Origin of the sequence: Halorubrum hochsteinianum, assembly GCF_023702125.1 — an archaeon.
Lineage (GTDB): Archaea > Halobacteriota > Halobacteria > Halobacteriales > Haloferacaceae > Halorubrum > Halorubrum hochsteinianum.
Map to the genome: position 1 here is coordinate 1 of NZ_CP098415.1, position 16,764 is coordinate 16,764.

Genomic DNA, 16,764 nt, shown 5'->3' on the forward strand with positions numbered 1-16,764 from the left:
CCCGCGCGCGGCTCGCTCTCACGCCGCCGAACCGACGGCGCTTCGACGCTCTTAACCGCGTCCCGGCGCTACTTCGCGCGGATGAGTAACCCGGCGCTCGACGTCGTCGAGTTCGTGTTGACGACGCACTTCTACACGCAGGACCGCGACCTCGACGAGAACGACCTGCCGCCCCGCTTCCGGCAGGTGTTCTGGTCGGCCGACGCCGCAGAGGACGCCCCCGGCGGCGTGGAGCGGCCGCTGAAGGCGACCGACGAGACCACCCGCACCGCGACGGGGGTCGACCGACCGTGGGAGGCGGTCTCAGACCTCCTCTTCACCCAACGCACGGAGTTCTCCGGCGAGATCTCGCTGACGCAGCCGAAGATGGGGCTGGAGTGGTACCGCGACCGCGCGGACGACGACCGGATCGCCGGGAACCCGACGATCGTCGCCGCGCTGGAGGCCGCCGAGGACCTCGACGCGCCGGTGGGCCACGAGGAGGCTCGGGCCGACGTGCGGCCGATCCAGGCCGACCGCGTCTGGATCGACGCGCTCCTCGGCGAGTACTTCGACGAGGACGAGGACGCGGAGATGCTCGATCTCGTCAACGTCCGCGCGCCGGAGGAGATCGAGACGACGCTGGCCGACCTCGTCCTGACCGGCGATCAGGAGGGCGAGATCCAGAAGATCGTCAAGGCGATCGAACACCGCGAGTACCTCGCGGAGATCGGCCTCCGCGAGATCGGGAAGCTGCTGTTCGTCGGCCCGCCGGGAACCGGGAAGACGACCGTCTCTCGCGCGCTCGCCCACGAGCTCGGGCTCCCGTTCGTCGAAGTGAAGCTCTCGATGATCACGAGCCAGTACCTCGGCGAGACGTCGAAGAACGTCGAGAAGAGCTTCGAGGTCGCCAAGCGGCTCTCGCCGTGTATCCTCTTCATCGACGAGTTCGACTCGGTGGCGAAGACCCGCCGCTCGGACGAACACGCCGCCCTCAAGCGCGCGGTCAACACCCTGCTGAAGTCGATCGACGAGGTGTCCTTGGTCCGCGACGAGGTGCTCCTCATCGGCGCGACGAACCACCCGGACCAGCTCGACGCGGCCGCGTGGCGGCGCTTCGACGAGATCGTCAACTTCCCCAAGCCGGACCGCGACATGCGCGCGGACATCCTCCGCGTGGTGACCAAGGAGATGAAGATCGCCGACTTCGACCCCGAGGAGGTCGCCGACCGGACCAGCGGCCTCACCGGCTCCGACCTCCGGATGGTGCTCCGGGAGGCCGTCCTCGGCGCGCTCACCGAAGACCGGATGACGATCACACAGGACGACGTGATGGAGGCCGTCGAGGACTTCGAGGAGCGCGACAACCTCAAGAACATGGACATGATCGACGGGGAGGGCGCGGAGGTGCTCGGCGAGACGGGGTCGAACGACGCCCACGATCACGGCGAGCACGATCACGACCACGACCACGGCGATCAGCAGAAAACGCAGCCGCGCTGACGAGCGCTCGGACTGACGCGTGGATCTTCTCAACCGCCCTCGCTCTCCAGAGAGCGTGGGTCAGCGCCGAACGCCGACGACCGTGTAGCCGAAGCCGCGGTCGACGATCCGCGGATCGAGGTCGACGTCGTCCATCGCGGCGGCGAGGTCGTCCGGGGTCAGGAACCGCGAGTCCATGCCGATGGCGTGTTCGCCGGCGACGAGGAGCCGCCCCAGCGGGTGGTCCGGATCGAACTCGCGGACGACGAGCGCGCCGCCGGGCGCGAGGACGCGGGCCGCCTCCGCGAGCGCGGCGTCGTGGTCCGGGAGGTGGTGGAACGCGTCGACGACCGTCACCGCGTCGGCGCTCGCGTCCCGGAACGGCAGTCGCCCCGCGTCGGCGGCGAGCCCCGCAAGGCCGCGGGCGCGGCGGCCGCGCGAGAGCATCTCGACCGACGCGTCGACGACCGTGATCTCCGGGCCGGTCAGCGCGGCCGCCGCGCGCCCCGATCCCCCGCCGACGTCGAGCAGGCGTTCTATCGGGCGCGTCGCGTGATCGAGGCCGGCGGCCAGCGCCGCGCCGTCCGCGGGCGGCATCGCGAGGTCGTACAGCGGGGCCGCGTGGTCGAAGAACCCCACGTCGCCGAGTCCGTACATGGACGGGTGAACTCCCGCGACGGACAAAGAGCCACCGACCCCGTTTAGGGGATCGCACCCGTACGACGCCGCATGGAGTACGCGCTCGTGTGTCGACCGGGCGAGGGAGCGACCCTGCGGCTCGACTACCGGGCGTTCGCGTACGCCGGGAAGTTCGTCGTCGGCGCGCCGGGCAAGTCGGTGATCCGGACGCCGGACGGTGGCCCGGCCGCGCCCGACTGGACGCCGGACGAGCCGCTGCCGGAGACGGTCGACCCCGACGCGTTCGACGAGGACGTGATCGCGGCCGTCTCCTTCTCGCCAGACCGGACCGACCCGGACTGCTGCCGGCTGCGGTACGTCACCGTCCACGCCGCGCGCCGCGGCGAGGGGATCGGACCGCGGCTGATCGACGGGACCGTCGCGGACCTGGCCGACGCCGGCTTCGACCGGGTGAAGATCGCCGTGAACAACCCGTTCGCCTACGAGGCGTGCCACAAGTGCGGCTTCGCGTACACCGGGGAGCGCACGGGACTGGCGGAGTTGGAACTCGAACGCCCTGCCGCGACGCCCGCCCGCGCGGACCCCGAGCGGTACCGCGAGGGAATGACTGCGTTCCGCGAGACCGACGGCGAACTGAGCCGCGCCGAGCGCCGGTTCGTCGCCGAGCGAGCGGAGCGCGGGCCGCCGGGCTGACGCTCGCGGGGCGTCGGCCCTTAGATCGCGTCGTAGTCCTCGCGGAACGTCTCCAGCGTCGCGGCGAGGACGCCGATCACGATGGGACCGACGAACAGCCCGGTGAACCCGACCGAGTAGATGCCCCCGAACACGCCGAGCAGGATGATCGCGGGGTTGAGATGCGCCTGCTGGTCGATGACGAGCGGGCGGGCGTAGTTGTCGACCATCGCGATCACCGCGACGCCGTACACCGCGAGGAACACGCCGGCCGTCACCTGGTCGACGACCACGAGGTACGCGGCCGCCGGTCCCCAGACGAAGAACGCACCGATGAGCGGGAGCAGCGCCAGCACGGCCATCACGAACGTCCAGAACACCACGTTCGGGATCCCGGCGACCCACAGGCCGAGCCCGGCGACCAGCGCCTGAAGCAGCGCGACGACGATGTGTCCGATGACGACGCCCCGGGTCATCACGTTGACGCGGTCGACGAGGTCGGCGGTGACCGCCGACGGCAGCGGGCTCGTCGCGCGGATCCACTTGACGAACGCCGGGCCGTCGATGAGCGTGTAGTACACCAAAAAGAGCGCGAGCGACAGTCCGACCGAGGCGCGGATCGCCGTCGTGAGGACGCCGCTGAAGCCGCCGAACAGCGTCTGGACGAGCTGCTGTCCGATCGTCTGGAGGATGTCGCCGATCTCCGGGTTCTGTCCCGTCAGCGCGGCGATCTCCGCTTCGATCGCCGCCACGTCGATGGCGGTGTCGCCGGCGGCGATGGCCGTGAGGTCGCGGACGAACACCCACGAGATGTACGCGAACGGGAGGATGACGGCGACGATGGACGAGAGGATGAGGGTCAGCGCCGAGAGCATCTCGCCGAACCGCTCCGAGACGCGGCGTCGGAGCCGGCGGGTGAGCCGCCGGTGGAACGGGTAGAGGACGAACGCGAGTATCGCCGAGGCGATGACGTACTCGGCGAACGGAAGGATGACGAAGAGGGTCAGGAGCGCGACCACGCCCATGAGGAGCAGGAGGAACGATTGCCCGCGGTTCATGGGCGTCCGTGTCCCCGGCGGGTTATAAACGTCACCGGGAGAGACTCGATCGGTCCCGGACGGTGAGCGCCGAGAAAGGAGGGAAACGGCCGGCAGTCGGCCGGGTCAGGCGCTCGCCTCGTCCTCGTCGAGTCCGGGCGCGGCGGCGGCGTCGACCTCGTCCGGCTCGTCGGTGTCGCCGCCGACGACCGTCTCGCCCTCGTCGGTCTGGACGTACACGTCGTCCGCGAAGCCGGCCAGCGCGTTCTCGTACTCGGGTTCCTCGAGTCGAGCGGGCGTCTCGGGTGCCTCGACGACGCCCCCGGCCGGGCGGAACTCGCCCAGCGGGTCGTCGATCGTGATCCCGTGGTCGGAGAAGAACCCCTCGTACCGGCGGTAGTGGGTCTCCAGCTCGTCGCCCGGGATCTCCATCATCTCCGTCCAGCCGTGGTTGAAGAAGTCGAAGTTCGCCTGGACGTGGGTGATCTCGCGGGCCTCGGCCTCCGGGAACCCGGCCTCCAGCGCGGCGACGTACGTGTCCATCGTCGCGTCGAAGAAGCTGTCGAGGTGGTCGCGGCGCTCCTCGCGGCGCTGCTCGTCCGCCTTGTTGAGGAAGATGCTCGTGTGGAGGTCGACGAGCTTGTCGTTCGCGACGTCGCCGACGACCGGCGTGGTCAACGCCTTCTTCGCGGCCCAGTGACGGATGTTCTGCCGGATTTTCATACGCTCGATTGGGACGGGACGCTCTTGAATCTGTGGCGTCGGAACCGATCCCCCCGACCCGCTCCCGCCGCGAGCGGGCGGCGGGCGGATTCGTGTGTCGACTGCGTGCGCGGAGTCGCGCCTCGGTCCGCGCGGGGGATCGTGTGTGCGATCGGCCCCGCCGCGGAACTGTTATTGCGCTCAGCGAACAATATTGCGGTAGACATGGCAACGAGCGAGGGCGGCGACGACTGGGCGGCGCAGGTGGAGGCACAGCGACGAGCGAAGATCCAACAGTTCCGCGACTCGGCGCGGTCGCCGCTGCCGGTCTCGATGCGCGGCGACGCGTTCCCCGGGCTCGACTACTTCGAGCCGGACCCGGCGTACCGGTTCGAACTTCCGCTCCACGAGCACGACGAGACGGAGACGGTGACCGTCGAGACGACGGCGGACGGCGAGCAGACGTACCGCCGCTGGGGCGAGTTCCGCTTCGAGGTCGACGGCGAGCCGGTGACGCTTCAGGCGTACCGCCCGGCGGGCGGCGAGGACCGGCTCTGGGTGCCGTTCCGCGACGCGACCAGCGGCGACGAGACGTACGGGGCGGGCCGGTACCTCGACCTGGAGCCCGACCGCGACCGCGTCGACGGCGAGTGGGTGGTGGACTTCAACGTCGCGTACAACCCCACGTGCGCGTACAACCACGCCTACGAGTGCCCGCTCGTGCCGGGCGAGAACTGGCTCGACGTCCCGATCCGGGCCGGCGAGAGGGACTTCCCCGGGGAGCCGGCCGGCGCGGACCACTGATCGGCGGCGACGGCGACTGACCGCCGGCGGGAGTCATCGACGGCTGACTCGGGTCCGGCGGGAGAGCGGTGCCAGTACGCGTTTCTCGGCTGTCGTGCGCCTCGTTCGCACGGGGGCGGACGCGGATGACAACCCACATTAGGCACGAATCCGAACGCCGAGACATGAGCGATTCGTACGTGATCATCGGTGACGGTATCGCGGGCGCGTCCGCGGCCGAGACGCTCCGCGAGGAAGCGCCGGACGCCGATATCACGGTTCTCACGGACGAGGGTGAGTCCCTCTACAACCGGATTCTGATCAAGGAGTACGCGAAGGGGAAACTCCCCGAGGCCCCGATCTCGATCCACCAGGAGGACTGGTACGACGACCACGACGTCGACCTCCGGCTCAACACGGTCGTCGTCGACATCGACGTCGACGCGGACGCGGTCCACACCCACGAGGGCGAGACGTTCGAGTACGACAGCCTCCTGCTCGCGATCGGCGGCACGCCCCAGCAGCTCCCGGTCGAGAACGCCGACGCCGACGGGATCCACCACTTCTGGACGTTCCAGGACGCCCGGCGGATCAAAGAGAGCGTCGAGGACGCCGAGAAGGCCGTCATCGTCGGCGCGGGCCTGCTCGGCATCGACTTCGCGGCCATCTGCGGCGCGCAGGACGTGGAGGCGAAGTACCTCATGCGCGGCGACAACTGGTGGCGCTACGCGCTCTCCGAGGAGGGCGCGGAGATCATGCACGAGGCGATGCGCGAGCGCGGCGTCGAGCCCGTCTTCGGCTCGGGCGTCGACCGCTTCGAGGTCAACGACGACGGCCACGTCGAGGCCGCGGTCGACCCGAACGGCGAGCGCTACGAGTGCGACTTCGCGGGCGTCGCCATCGGGCTGAATTTCAACACCGAACTGGTCGAGGACACGCCGCTGGAGACGGACGACGGCATCGTCGTCGACGAGTTCATGCGGACCAACGTCGACAACGTGTACGCCGCGGGCGACATCACCACGTTCAACGACCTCATCCTCGGCGAGCGGGCGAAGAACGGCTCGTGGGGGTCGGCCAAAGAGCAGGGGACCGTCGCCGCGCGCAACATGATCGACTACGGCAGCGAGGAGTTCAAGTGGGTCTCCTCGTACTCGATCACGCACTTCGACTTCCCGTTCCTCTCCTTTGGTCACCCGACGCTCGGCGACGACTCGGTGGAGGCGACCACCGCCGACGGCGAGTGGCGGCGCGTCGCGCTGAAGGACGGCAAGGTGGTCGGCGGCGTGCTCATCGGCGACCTCTCGCCGCAGTCCGCGTTCAAACAGCTGATGCGCGAGGGCCGCGACGTCAGCGACCACACGGACCTCCTCATGGAACCCGGCTTCGCCGTCGACGACCTTCCGGCCTCGGCCGAGCAGTAACGACCGCCGCGGGAGCGCGGTAGGACCGCCGTTTTCTCCTCGCTCACGGACTGACCGTCATAATTACAGCGCAACGAAACATTTATGATCGATGATGACATACGTTACCACATGTCAATTCGCGAGTCGAACCGACGGCTCCGACTGCGACGCACCGGCCGCATGCCGTCCGACGCGCGCGTCCGGCACTTCGACGAGCTGAGCGACGACGAGAAACAGCTCGTCGCCGAGCTCGCCGGGGAGCCGCGGACAGCCCCCGAGACGAGCAATCTGGAGGACGGCGACGTGGTGAAGTTCACGGACTACTACCTCGTCCGCTCGCGGTGAGCGCGGGTGCCGGCGAGCGTTCGGATTCCGGGAGGAGCCGGCCGGTCGTCCGCGCGGAAGCGAAGTTGTTTTCGCCGCCGGGGAGAAACTGGAAGGCATGGACAGCGGCGGATCCACCGACATGACGCTGGCGTTCGAGCTGGAAGCGCTGAAGGCGCTCGCGGACCCCAACGCGGTGTTCAGCAACGCCCGACAGTGGACCGAGTACGTCGGCGTCGTCAGCGAGAAGCCCACCTACGTCGTCACGAACTTCACGCGGAAACACCGCGTGCGACAGGACTTCTTCTCCGGGCCGCGCGGCGTCGAGGAGAGCTTGGAGAACATCAGCGGCCAGTTCGACACGGACCGGCACGTCTTCGTCGGCGTCGACGAGGAGGATGAGGCCGTCGCCGAGGCGACCGGCTGGGAGTTCCTCCACGTCGAGGACGCCGCCGAGGCGGCCGGCTGGACGCTCACGACCGGCGAACCCGAGGACGAGGCGGCCGAGGAGCAGACCCGCGACGACTGGCCCTGAGCGGCGGCGGCGCGGTCGCGTGAGGGGTTCGGGGCCCGGACGCCGCGCCGGCGACCGGGAGGTGTTTTGCGGAGGGCGACGAACGCGGAGTCATGACTGACCGCGGCGAGCAGCACGACCACGGCGGCGACGACGGACAGGGGAACGACCACAGCGACGGCCACGACCACGGCGACCACGGCGACCACGGCGACGGTCACGACCACGGCGACCACGGCGACGGTCACGACCACCACCACCACGACGTCGACTCCGTCGCGGTGGCGGTCGTCACCGTGTCGTCGTCGCGGAGCGCGGACGAGGACCCGGCGGGCGACTACGTCGCGGCCGCCTTCGAGGAGGCGGGCCACGAGGTCGCCGTCCGCGAGCTGATACCGGACGACTACGACAGCGTCCAGGGGACGGTCGACAGGCTGGCCCGACGCAAGGACACGGACGCGGTGGTCACCACCGGCGGCACGGGCGTCACGCCCGACGACGTGACGCCGGAGGCGGTCCGCGGGCTGTTCGCGAAGCGGCTCCCCGGGTTCGGCGAGCTGTTCCGCCGGCTCTCTCACGAGGAGATCGGGACGCGGACGATCGGGTCGCGCGCGACCGCCGGGGTCGTCACCACGACTCCGGTGTTCTGTCTCCCCGGCTCCGAGAACGCGGCCCGACTCGGCGTCGACGAGGTGATCCTGCCCGAGATCGGCCACCTCGTCGGCCTCGCCGGTCGAGGGGTCGACGAACCCGGCGAGGAAGAAGTGGAAGCCGAGGGAGAGAGGGAGGCTGGAGAGGGGAAAGCGGAAGCGGACGAGACCGGCGACGCCGCCTGACGCGTCCGCCCGTCAGACCCCGGTGAGGAAGTTCCGGATGAGGTCGTGGCCGGAGCCGGTCAGGACGCTCTCCGGGTGGAACTGGACTGCCTCGATCGGGTGCTCGCGGTGGCGGATCCCCATCACGATCGGCTCGCCGTCGTGGTCGGTCGTGGCCGAGACCGCGAACGCGTCGGGGACCTCGGTCGCCGCCAGCGAGTGGTAGCGGCCGGCGCGGAACCCCTGATCTAACCCGCGGAACACGCCCTCGCCGTCGTGGTCGACGGCGAACGCCTTCCCGTGGACCGGCTCGGGGGCGTGGCCGACGGTCCCGCCGTACTCGTGGACCGCGGCCTCCAGCCCGAGACAGACGCCGAGCGTCGGGACCCGGGGCGAGAGGTCGCGCAGCACCGGCATCGTCACGCCCACGTCGCGGTCGTTCTTCGGGTGGCCTGGTCCCGGGCTGATGATCACCGCGTCGGGGTCGGCCGCCTCGATCGCGTCGAGCGACGCGGTGTTTTTGAACACCTCGACGCCCACCGGCTCGCCGTCGATCCGCTGGTCGGAGACGTACTCCACGAGGTTGTAGGTGAACGAGTCGAAGTTGTCGACGACGACGACCCTCATCGCTCGCCCTCCGGGCCGGTGGCGAGCGGGTCGGCCGCGTCGCCGTCGGTGGTGTCGCTGGCGGTGTCGCCCGCGTCCTCGCGGATCCGGTCGATCGCGGTCAACACGCCGTCCATCTTCTGTTCGGTCTCCTCGTACTCGGCGGCCGGGTCGGAGTCGGCGACGAGCCCGGCACCGGCCCGCACGCCGACGACCGACTCCTCGCCCGACTCGTCGAGCGTCGCGGTCCGGATCACGATCGCGAAGTCGGCGTCGCCGGTCCACGCGTAGTAGCCGACGCCGCCGCCGTACGCCTCCCGCGGGGCGGTTTCGAGGTCGTCGATGATCTCCATCGCCCGCACCTTCGGCGCGCCGGTGAGCGTCCCCGCGGGGAACGTCGCGCGCGTCGCGTCGAACGCGTCGGCGTCGCCCGCGAGCGTCCCCGTGACGGTCGACTCGATGTGCTGGACGTGGCTGTATTTCAGGACGTTCATGAACTCCTCGACGCGGACCGACCCCGGCTCGGAGACCCGCCGCACGTCGTTGCGCGCGAGGTCGACGAGCATCGTGTGCTCGGCGCGCTCCTTGCCGTCGGCGAGCATCTCGCCCGCGAGCCGGCGGTCCTCGACGGGGCTCGTCCCGCGCGGACAGGTCCCCGCGATGGGGTTCGAGACGATCCGGTCGCCCTTCACCGACACGAGCGTCTCCGGGCTGGCACCGACGACGGTCCGGTCGTCGTGGCGCAGGACGTACATGTACGGCGAGGGGTTCACGTCGCGGAGCGCCGCGTACAGCCCGAGCGGGTCCGCCTCGCCGCGCAGTTCGCGGCTCCGCGAGATCACGCCCTGATAGATCTCGCCGTCGAGGACGTGCCGCTTCGCGGTCCGGACGGCCTCCTCGTACTCCTCGCGGGGGTCCGCGGTCTCCTCGCGCACCCGGACGCCGTCCGGGTCCGGTGACGCGGCCTCGCGCAGTTCGGTCGCGACGCGCTCGGCCTCGTCGACTAGGTCGTCGTACACCGCCGCCGGGTCGTCGTCGACGCCGATCACCGGCGTGAACACGAGTTCGGCGCTGTCCTCCTTCTCGTCGAAGACGACGGTCCGGGTGGTCAGGGCGAACTCCGCGTCCGGGAACTCGGTCTCCGGGCGGTCGACGCCCACCTCCTCCAGCCAGATGTCGTAGACGGCCTCGTACGCGAGGAACCCGACGAAGCCGCCCGAGAGGATCTGGCGGTCGGTGTCGGGGAACCCGCGCAGGCTCACGTCCGGGAAGGCGGCCCGGATCCGGTCGACCGCGTCGCCGGCGTCGGGACCGAGGCCCGGTGCCGACGCCGCGTCGTCCCCGGCGTCCGGGTCGCCGACGAACTCGGCGGCCGGACCGAGTTCCGTCACCTCCGTGCGGTCCGGGTGGACCGAGACGACCGCCTCCGGGTCGTAGCCGACGAACGAGTAGCGGGCGTGTCGGTCCGCTTTCCCGCCGGAAGTGAACGCGCCGTCGGGGTCGCTGGAGGCGACCTTCTCGCCGGACTCCAAGAGGAACCCGTACGGGCCGTCGCCGACGAGGGTCGCGTACGCCGCGAGCGGCGTCACGTCGGCGTCGATCGAGACCGAGGCGCGGACCACGACCGGCTTCTCGGCGTCCGCGGCGAGGTCGACGAACTCGGCCTTCGAGCGGTCCAGCGAGGGGGCGGAACCGTCGGGATCCGCGTCGGGGTCGCTCATGCCAGCTCCATCTCCCGGCCCGCGTTGGCGACGAAGCGGGCCACCGCGTTGTGGTCCTTCCGACCCCCCTCTATCTCGACGCCCGAGGCGACGTCGACCGCGAAGGGGTCGGCGACGCGCACCGCCTCCGCGACCGTGTCGGCCGTGAGGCCGCCCGCCAGCACGACGGGCGTGGTGAGCCGGGCGGCGAGCTCGCCGGTCGCGCGCCAGTCGTGCGTCTCGCCCGTGCCGCCCGCGCCCGAGTCGTCGGTGGAGTCGACCACCAGCGCGTCGACCGCGCCGTCGAACTCCTCCGCGCGGGCCGGGTCGTCGGCGTCGACCGTGAGCAGCACCTTTCGCTCCGTCTCGGCGCGGACGTACCGCAGTTCGTCGACGGTCCACTCGCCGTGGAGCTGGATCGCGTCCGGCGCGACCGTCCGGGCCAGCTCGACCGCGCGCTCGGCCGATTCGGGCATCGTCACGAGCGTCGCCGTGACGAACGCCGGGACGTCGGCGAGCAGCTCGGCGGCCGTCGCCGGGTCGACCTCGCGCGGCGAGTCGACCGGGGTCTCCGTTATCACGCCGACCGCGTCCGCCCCGGCCTCGACCGCGGCGCGGAGGTCTGCCTCGTTGGTTATCCCGCAGATCTTCACCCGCGCCATCAGTCGTCGTCCTCCGCGGTCACGCCGGATCCCCCCTCGACCGGTTCGCCGTCGCCGCACAGCGCCGCGAACTTCTCGCCGGCCGCGCCGGAGTCGATCGCCTCGGCGGCGCGCTCGACCCCCGCCGCGAGCGACTCGGCCTCGCCGGCGACGTAGATGGCCGCGCCCGCGTTCGCCAAGATCAGGTCCCGCTTCGGTCCCGTGACGGAGCCGTCGACGATCCCGCGCAGGTCGTCGGCGTTCTCCTCGGGAGTCCCGCCCGCGACCGCCTCGATGGGCGCGCGGTCGAGTCCGAGGTCCTCCGGCGCGATCGTGAACTCGGTGACCTCCTCGCCGTCGACCTCGGCGGCGACCGTGTCGTCGTGGATCCCGATCTCGTCCATCCCCGCGCCGTGGACGACCAGCGCGCGCTCGACCGGCATGTGCGCGAGCGACCGCGCGATCACCGGCACGAGGTCCGGGTCGTACACGCCGAGCACCTGCGCGTCGGCCCCGGCGGGGTTGGTGAGCGGCCCGAGGACGTTGAAGATCGTTCGTATCCCCAGTTCCTTTCGCGGGCCGATGACGGCCTTCATCGCCGGGTGGAACACGGGCGCGAGCATGAACCCGATCCCGTCCGACTCGATCGCCGCCTCGACGGCCGGGGGCTCGGCCTCGACGTCGGCCCCCGCGACCTCCAGCACGTCGGCGCTCCCGGAGGAGGAGGAGACCGAGTAATTGCCGTGTTTGGCGATCGGCACGCCCGCGCCCGCCGCGACGATCGCGGCGGTCGTCGACACGTTGATCGTGTCGTAGTCGTCGCCGCCGGTCCCGCAGGTGTCGACGAGCGGCTCTCGGTCCGGCTCGATCGTTCGGGCGGCGTCCCGCATCCCCTGCGCGAACCCGGCGATCTCCGCCTCGGTCTCGCCCTTCGTGCGGAGCGCGGCGAGCAGCGCGCCGATCTGCGCCTCCGTGGCGTCCTCGAAGACGAGCCGCGCGGCCTCGCGCGCCTCCTCGACAGTCAGATCCGCCCCGTCCGTCACGCGCTCGACCGTGTCGTTGAGATTCATTGTGTCCACCGATGTAGTATTCCGCGTTGTGATGTACAAGTATGTACACCAATTTAACGCTGTCGTCGACGCGGGAACAGATGTCACGGGGCGGGGAGCGGGGGAGAAGCGAGCGCGATCGAGCGGGGAGACCGAACGCGTGAACTGCCGGAAAGCGCCGTCGCGCCGCTACTCAGCGTCGAGCGCGGTCGACCCGTCGGCCTCGACGACGACGACCGGGACCTCGGCGTCGCCGACGACCGTGTCGGTCGTGGAGCCGAAGACGAACCGGCCGACCGTCCCGGTCGTGGGCGCGCCGACGACGACCAGGTCGTAGTAGGGGGACTGCTCGACGATCGCGCCCGCCGCGGTCCGGTCCTCGACGAGCCACCGGTCGGCGCGGTCGAAGCCGCCGAGGCGCGACTCGGCCGCGTCGAGGAGTCGCTCGCCGGCCGCGGCGTAGTCGGTGTCGCTCGCGTCGTCCGGGGCGACGGCGGTTCCGGTCGCGTCGTCGCTCGGGCCGGCGTCGGCGAGCGCCGCGTCGGAGGGGACGACGTGAAACAGTTCGAGCCACGCGCCCGTCGCGGCCGCGATCTTTCTCGCGGCGTCGACGGTGGCTCCGGAGTGGGGCCCGGGACCGACGGCGACGAGGACCGAGGAGACGCGGTCGGGCCGCTCCGCCCGCTCCGCGCCGTTCAGCGTCACGTCGGCCGCGGCCGGGACGTCGCTCGCGTCGTCGACCGCGGGTCCGATCACTGAGTCGCCGACCGCGAGCGGATCGGCGGCAGCGGCGGACCCGCCGCTCGCCGTCGAGTCGCTCGATCCGCCGCGAGCACCGCCGTTCGGGGTTCCGCCCTTCCGGGCGCTCCCGCCGTCGGCGTCGCTCCCGTTCATACGCGAACGTCTGACGCTCGTCAGATAAATCCCGTTGGTTCCGCGCGCGTCCCGGGCGAGCGTCGGCTCCTCGCGGCCCGGATCCGAGGGGGTTCGAGCGTTACTCCCGGAAGAACTCCTCGCGCTCGAACGGCTCCGCTTCCCCTTCGACCGCGAGCACGTCGAGCGCGGTCACCTCGGCACCGACGCCGAGCAGGCCCGCGAGGCTCGGCTCCGTCCGGCCCTCGTCGCCCGAGATCAGCTCCTTGATGTAGAGGCCGCCCTCCCCGCGGATCTCGACAGTGGCGCGGCGAGGGTCGCCGTCCTCCGGCTCCGCGGTCGCCTCGTACACGTCGCGCTCGCGCGTCATGCTCGCGCGCCGGTGGTCCACCCGGTTCGGCGTGTACTGCTCGACGGTCGCCCCCTCCAGTTCGGCGACCGTGTCGGCGAGGGCGTCCGGGTCGACGTCGGCGTCGAAGCTCACCTGCGCGCGGTAGCGCTTGCCGGCGTCGTGCTCTTTCACGCGCTCGACCATGTCGTAGGTCGCGAGCCGGAGGCCCTCGACCTCGACCGCGCCGTCGGCGAACGCGTTGATGTCGGCCTGGAGGCGGTCGGTGTCGACGCGCCGCCGGCGCGGCTCCTCGATCTCGACCACGAACGGTCGTCCGGTGCCGAGCATGAGCGCGTCCACGTCCTCGCGGCCCGCGCCGTGGAACGTCGCCTCCGTCCCGTCCATCACGTCCTCGACGACCGGCGCGGTGTACTCCTCGACGCTGTCGTCGTAGAGGTAGCCGGAGCCGCCGCAGTGGTCGCAGGGGTCCGCGCCCTGTCGCCCCGACCCCTTACACTCCCGGCAGGGCCACTCCGTCTGCGGGATGTCGCGCTCCATCTTCCGGTACCGGCCGTAGACGAACGTCGAGTTCACCTTCGCGTCGACCTCGTCTTCCGCGAGGTCGATCGTGAACTGGACATCCGGGCGGTCGAACGAGACCTCGGCGTCGGTGAGCCGACCGACCCGCTTGCCGACCTCGCGGTTGAACTCCGACTTGAACGGCTCGCCCGCGTCCTCGTCGAGGCCGGCGTCGGCACGGAGCAGCGCCTCGTTCTCCTCGATCAGCGGCGGCGGCCGCGTGCCGACGTTGTACGTGGCGAACTCGACGCCCTCGACCGCCTCGGCGGCGCGTTCGGCCCACTCGTCGAACTCTGTACAGCGGCCCTCGCACACCCAGCAGTCCGCCGTCTCGACCGGCTCGTGGTCCTCGTCGTCGCGCAGCGCGAGCGACACGCGGAGCGCCGAGCCGCGCTCGGCGTTCGACAGCCCGAAGCTCCGGTCCGCGACGAGTCGGCCGAGGCAGGCGTCGCACACCGGGCCGGTGTCGGTCGCGCGCGCCGCGACGTCGAGTACGTCCATACGCCCACCAGCGCGGCGCGTGGTAACTGTCTTACTACTCGGCGGGGGCGCGGCTTTCGATCCGGGAAGCGGACGCGCGGCTTTCGATCCGGGAAGCGGACGCGCGCAGTCGGATCGTTCAATGTCGCCCGGACGGAGGTGTTCGTATGGGAACGCCGCTCGATCCGAGAGAGGAGCAGGTCGCCGAGGTCTTGGACCGGCTCTACGAGGAGTACCCCGACTCGACCATCTCGCTCAACTACTCGAACCGGCTGGAGCTGCTGATCGCCGTGATCCTCTCCGCGCAGTGCACCGACGAGCGCGTGAACGCGGTGTGCGCCGACCTGTTCGAGACGTACGAGACGCCCGAGGAGTACGCGAACGCGCCTCAAGAGGAGCTGGCGGAGGCGATCAACTCGATCACCTACTACAACAACAAGGCGAAGTACATCCGCTCGGCGTGCGCGGACATCGCGGAGGAACACGACGGCGAGGTGCCGGACACGATGTCGGAGCTGACGGATCTGGCGGGCGTGGGCCGCAAGACCGCAAACGTCGTCCTCCAGCACGGCCACGACGTCGTCGAGGGCATCGTCGTCGACACCCACGTCCAGCGGCTCACGCGTCGGCTGGGAATCACCGAGGAGGAGCGACCGGAGGCGATCGAACGGGACCTGCTTGATATCGTCCCCGAGAGCGACTGGCAGCAGTTCACGCACCTCATGATCGACCACGGCCGCGCGACGTGCACCGCGATCAACCCCGACTGCGCGGACTGCGTCCTCGCCGACCTGTGCCCCTCCGAGAAGGGCGACGGCGACGTGGACTTAGCGAGCGGCGAGGCGTGGTAGGCGAGGGGGACCGATAGCGTTCGGCGGCAGTACTTAAAGGGCCCTCGGATGGTGGGAACCGGTCGAATCCGTCTCGCGGAGGGGAACCCGCTTCTCGGTTTATATACTGAACCGGCGTATCCGTAAGTGAGGAGAGACACTATGTCCACCAAAAACACAAACGAGTTCGGCGGGGAGTTCGGCGGCGTCACGCTGTTGGGGAAGGCGCACTCGCTGTCGGCGCTGTTCATCGTCCTGCTCCGGGCGACAATCGGCGGGATGATCCTGTTCGCCGGCCTCGGGAAGGTCTCCGAGTGGCCGTTCGACGCCGCGGGCTACCTCGCGAACATCGACCCCGCGAGCCCGGTCAGCGGGCTGTACGCCGCGATGGCGTCGAACGCGGCGCTGATGGAGATAGTCAACGTCGTGGTCCCGGTCACGCAGCTGCTCATCGGGGCCGCGCTCATCGCCGGGGCGTTCGTCCGGCTGGCCGCGCTCGGCGGCGCGATGCAGATGCTGCTGTTCTACCTCGGCGGGTGGAGCGGCGAGGCGCTCGCGCTGTTCGACTCGACGCTCGTCTACGCGGTCGTGTTCCTCACGGTCGCCGCGTTCGGCGCGGGCCGCGTCCTCGGACTGGACGCCTACATCGAGCGGATCGAGGTCGGCGGGCAGGCGCTCGTCGAGAAGTTCCCCCGGCTCCGCTACGTCCTCGGCTGAACGAGGGGAAGGCGGCGTGAAAAGCGTCGGTGCGACGACGTGCGGCCGCGTGCCGCCGGCTCGTTTTCCTACCGGATCAAGTGGGATCGTGTCCGCGTGTCTCGTCTGAGCTACCGAAGGTTGCGACCGCGGCGGCGGGTCTCACTCGTCGGCGATGCGGACCGTCAGAACGGGGATCGGTGACTGCCGGACGACCCGCTCCGCGATGGAGCCGATCAGGTAGCGGTCGATCCCCGTTCTGCCGTGGGTCCCCATCACGATGACGTCGACGGCGGCCGCGTCCGCGTAGTCGAGGATCTCGGCGTGAGGGACGCCCGACTCGACGTGGCGCTCGACGGCGACGTCGTCCGGCAGGGCGTCGGCGGCGGCGTCGACCGCCCGCTCGGCGCGCTCGCGCTCGGCGTCCTCCCAGGTCTCGGTTCCTAGGCCCATGGTCGGGCCCTCGAATCGGTTCCGCGTGTCGACGACCGACAGCGCGTGGACCGTCGCGTCGTACCGCCGGGCGAGCGAGCCGACGTGCTCGGCGACCGTCGACGTGCCGTCGCTTCCGTCGGTCGGCAAGAGCAGGTGGTCGTACATGTGTGTGGATTGTGTGTCCGCCCGTA

19 protein-coding genes are annotated in these 16,764 nt (G+C 70.6%); 9 read left to right on the forward strand and 10 right to left on the reverse strand.

The genetic code is table 11. From position 1 onward, the window contains the following. Positions 1-81: 81 nt before the first annotated feature. Positions 82-1,482, forward strand: a complete 1,401-nt coding sequence (locus NAF06_RS00005) for an ATP-binding protein (protein WP_008586306.1) — start codon at positions 82-84, stop codon at positions 1,480-1,482. A gap of 60 nt (positions 1,483-1,542) precedes the next feature. Here NAF06_RS00005 and NAF06_RS00010 read toward each other — a convergent pair whose 3' ends face one another. Continuing rightward, positions 1,543-2,118 (reverse strand): class I SAM-dependent methyltransferase, encoded by a 576-nt coding sequence (locus NAF06_RS00010; RefSeq protein WP_008586304.1) that lies wholly within the window; start codon positions 2,116-2,118, stop codon positions 1,543-1,545. Positions 2,119-2,190: 72 nt separating this feature from the next. Here NAF06_RS00010 and NAF06_RS00015 point away from each other — a divergent pair, with 72 nt between their 5' ends. Then, on the forward strand, positions 2,191-2,793 hold the full coding sequence (locus tag NAF06_RS00015; RefSeq protein WP_008586302.1) for a GNAT family N-acetyltransferase: 603 nt from the start codon (positions 2,191-2,193) through the stop codon (positions 2,791-2,793). A gap of 20 nt (positions 2,794-2,813) precedes the next feature. Here NAF06_RS00015 and NAF06_RS00020 read toward each other — a convergent pair whose 3' ends face one another. Together NAF06_RS00020 and NAF06_RS00025 are read right to left on the reverse strand one after the other, a co-directional pair. After that, complete coding sequence (locus NAF06_RS00020; RefSeq protein ID WP_006628533.1) at positions 2,814-3,830, reverse strand: AI-2E family transporter; 1,017 nt, start codon at positions 3,828-3,830, stop codon at positions 2,814-2,816. Positions 3,831-3,935: 105 nt separating this feature from the next. Continuing rightward, entirely contained in the window at positions 3,936-4,532 is a 597-nt protein-coding gene (locus NAF06_RS00025) for a DUF6149 family protein (RefSeq protein WP_008586300.1), read from the reverse strand. Positions 4,533-4,736: 204 nt separating this feature from the next. Between NAF06_RS00025 and NAF06_RS00030 the strand changes: the two genes are divergently transcribed. From NAF06_RS00030 to NAF06_RS00050, 5 genes are all read left to right on the forward strand, one after another. Then, positions 4,737-5,315, forward strand: coding sequence for a DUF1684 domain-containing protein (locus NAF06_RS00030; protein ID WP_008586299.1), 579 nt, complete (start codon positions 4,737-4,739; stop codon positions 5,313-5,315). Between the two features lie 164 nt (positions 5,316-5,479). Further along, positions 5,480-6,718, forward strand: coding sequence for an NAD(P)/FAD-dependent oxidoreductase (locus NAF06_RS00035; protein ID WP_008586296.1), 1,239 nt, complete (start codon positions 5,480-5,482; stop codon positions 6,716-6,718). Positions 6,719-6,829: 111 nt separating this feature from the next. Further along, positions 6,830-7,045, forward strand: coding sequence for a DUF7979 domain-containing protein (locus tag NAF06_RS00040; RefSeq protein WP_049908854.1), 216 nt, complete (start codon positions 6,830-6,832; stop codon positions 7,043-7,045). 97 nt (positions 7,046-7,142) lie between these two features. Then, positions 7,143-7,559 (forward strand): DUF7124 domain-containing protein, encoded by a 417-nt coding sequence (locus NAF06_RS00045; RefSeq protein WP_008586292.1) that lies wholly within the window; start codon positions 7,143-7,145, stop codon positions 7,557-7,559. A 92-nt stretch (positions 7,560-7,651) separates the two neighbouring features. After that, a complete protein-coding gene (locus NAF06_RS00050) occupies positions 7,652-8,374 on the forward strand; it encodes a MogA/MoaB family molybdenum cofactor biosynthesis protein (RefSeq protein ID WP_008586290.1) in 723 nt (240 codons plus the stop codon). A gap of 12 nt (positions 8,375-8,386) precedes the next feature. Here NAF06_RS00050 and trpG read toward each other — a convergent pair whose 3' ends face one another. From trpG to NAF06_RS00080, 6 genes are all read right to left on the reverse strand, one after another. Further along, positions 8,387-8,980 (reverse strand): anthranilate synthase component II, encoded by a 594-nt coding sequence (trpG, locus tag NAF06_RS00055; protein ID WP_008586288.1) that lies wholly within the window; start codon positions 8,978-8,980, stop codon positions 8,387-8,389. Then, entirely contained in the window at positions 8,977-10,680 is a 1,704-nt protein-coding gene (gene trpE / locus NAF06_RS00060; RefSeq protein WP_008586286.1) for an anthranilate synthase component I, read from the reverse strand. Before trpE ends, trpG begins: the two co-directional genes overlap by 4 nt. Continuing rightward, a complete protein-coding gene (locus tag NAF06_RS00065; RefSeq protein ID WP_008586282.1) occupies positions 10,677-11,321 on the reverse strand; it encodes a phosphoribosylanthranilate isomerase in 645 nt (214 codons plus the stop codon). Before NAF06_RS00065 ends, trpE begins: the two co-directional genes overlap by 4 nt. After that, complete coding sequence (gene trpD, locus NAF06_RS00070) at positions 11,321-12,370, reverse strand: anthranilate phosphoribosyltransferase (protein WP_008586280.1); 1,050 nt, start codon at positions 12,368-12,370, stop codon at positions 11,321-11,323. The genes NAF06_RS00065 and trpD overlap by 1 nt, the downstream gene beginning before the upstream one ends. Positions 12,371-12,538: 168 nt before the next feature. Further along, positions 12,539-13,243 carry a universal stress protein gene (locus NAF06_RS00075; protein ID WP_008586278.1) on the reverse strand — a complete coding sequence of 235 codons (705 nt, stop codon included), beginning with the start codon at positions 13,241-13,243 and terminating at the stop codon, positions 12,539-12,541. A gap of 100 nt (positions 13,244-13,343) precedes the next feature. Beyond that, a complete protein-coding gene (locus NAF06_RS00080; protein ID WP_008586276.1) occupies positions 13,344-14,633 on the reverse strand; it encodes a tRNA pseudouridine(54/55) synthase Pus10 in 1,290 nt (429 codons plus the stop codon). A gap of 146 nt (positions 14,634-14,779) precedes the next feature. Between NAF06_RS00080 and nth the strand changes: the two genes are divergently transcribed. Next, positions 14,780-15,463, forward strand: coding sequence for an endonuclease III (nth, locus tag NAF06_RS00085; RefSeq protein ID WP_008586273.1), 684 nt, complete (start codon positions 14,780-14,782; stop codon positions 15,461-15,463). Between the two features lie 141 nt (positions 15,464-15,604). Continuing rightward, positions 15,605-16,159, forward strand: coding sequence for a DoxX family protein (locus tag NAF06_RS00090; protein ID WP_008586271.1), 555 nt, complete (start codon positions 15,605-15,607; stop codon positions 16,157-16,159). 141 nt (positions 16,160-16,300) lie between these two features. Here the strand turns inward: NAF06_RS00090 and NAF06_RS00095 are convergent, their stop codons facing one another. Next, positions 16,301-16,738 (reverse strand): universal stress protein, encoded by a 438-nt coding sequence (locus NAF06_RS00095; RefSeq protein WP_008586269.1) that lies wholly within the window; start codon positions 16,736-16,738, stop codon positions 16,301-16,303. Positions 16,739-16,764 lie beyond the last annotated feature (26 nt).

What these genes read in the sequence shown, in the direction of transcription:
- NAF06_RS00030 (WP_008586299.1), top strand. Translation starts at nt 4,737, where the DNA reads ATGGCAACGAGCGAGGGCGGCGACGACTGGGCGGCGCAGGTGGAGGCA.
- NAF06_RS00090 (WP_008586271.1), top strand. Translation starts at nt 15,605, where the DNA reads ATGTCCACCAAAAACACAAACGAGTTCGGCGGGGAGTTCGGCGGCGTC.
- NAF06_RS00020 (WP_006628533.1), bottom strand. Translation starts at nt 3,830, where the DNA reads ATGAACCGCGGGCAATCGTTCCTCCTGCTCCTCATGGGCGTGGTCGCG.
- NAF06_RS00010 (WP_008586304.1), bottom strand. Translation starts at nt 2,118, where the DNA reads ATGTACGGACTCGGCGACGTGGGGTTCTTCGACCACGCGGCCCCGCTG.
- trpE (WP_008586286.1), bottom strand. Translation starts at nt 10,680, where the DNA reads ATGAGCGACCCCGACGCGGATCCCGACGGTTCCGCCCCCTCGCTGGAC.
- NAF06_RS00045 (WP_008586292.1), top strand. Translation starts at nt 7,143, where the DNA reads ATGGACAGCGGCGGATCCACCGACATGACGCTGGCGTTCGAGCTGGAA.
- nth (WP_008586273.1), top strand. Translation starts at nt 14,780, where the DNA reads ATGGGAACGCCGCTCGATCCGAGAGAGGAGCAGGTCGCCGAGGTCTTG.
- NAF06_RS00065 (WP_008586282.1), bottom strand. Translation starts at nt 11,321, where the DNA reads ATGGCGCGGGTGAAGATCTGCGGGATAACCAACGAGGCAGACCTCCGC.
- NAF06_RS00035 (WP_008586296.1), top strand. Translation starts at nt 5,480, where the DNA reads ATGAGCGATTCGTACGTGATCATCGGTGACGGTATCGCGGGCGCGTCC.
- NAF06_RS00040 (WP_049908854.1), top strand. Translation starts at nt 6,830, where the DNA reads ATGTCAATTCGCGAGTCGAACCGACGGCTCCGACTGCGACGCACCGGC.
- NAF06_RS00050 (WP_008586290.1), top strand. Translation starts at nt 7,652, where the DNA reads ATGACTGACCGCGGCGAGCAGCACGACCACGGCGGCGACGACGGACAG.
- NAF06_RS00080 (WP_008586276.1), bottom strand. Translation starts at nt 14,633, where the DNA reads ATGGACGTACTCGACGTCGCGGCGCGCGCGACCGACACCGGCCCGGTG.
- NAF06_RS00005 (WP_008586306.1), top strand. Translation starts at nt 82, where the DNA reads ATGAGTAACCCGGCGCTCGACGTCGTCGAGTTCGTGTTGACGACGCAC.
- NAF06_RS00095 (WP_008586269.1), bottom strand. Translation starts at nt 16,738, where the DNA reads ATGTACGACCACCTGCTCTTGCCGACCGACGGAAGCGACGGCACGTCG.
- NAF06_RS00025 (WP_008586300.1), bottom strand. Translation starts at nt 4,532, where the DNA reads ATGAAAATCCGGCAGAACATCCGTCACTGGGCCGCGAAGAAGGCGTTG.
- trpD (WP_008586280.1), bottom strand. Translation starts at nt 12,370, where the DNA reads ATGAATCTCAACGACACGGTCGAGCGCGTGACGGACGGGGCGGATCTG.
- NAF06_RS00075 (WP_008586278.1), bottom strand. Translation starts at nt 13,243, where the DNA reads ATGAACGGGAGCGACGCCGACGGCGGGAGCGCCCGGAAGGGCGGAACC.
- NAF06_RS00015 (WP_008586302.1), top strand. Translation starts at nt 2,191, where the DNA reads ATGGAGTACGCGCTCGTGTGTCGACCGGGCGAGGGAGCGACCCTGCGG.
- trpG (WP_008586288.1), bottom strand. Translation starts at nt 8,980, where the DNA reads ATGAGGGTCGTCGTCGTCGACAACTTCGACTCGTTCACCTACAACCTC.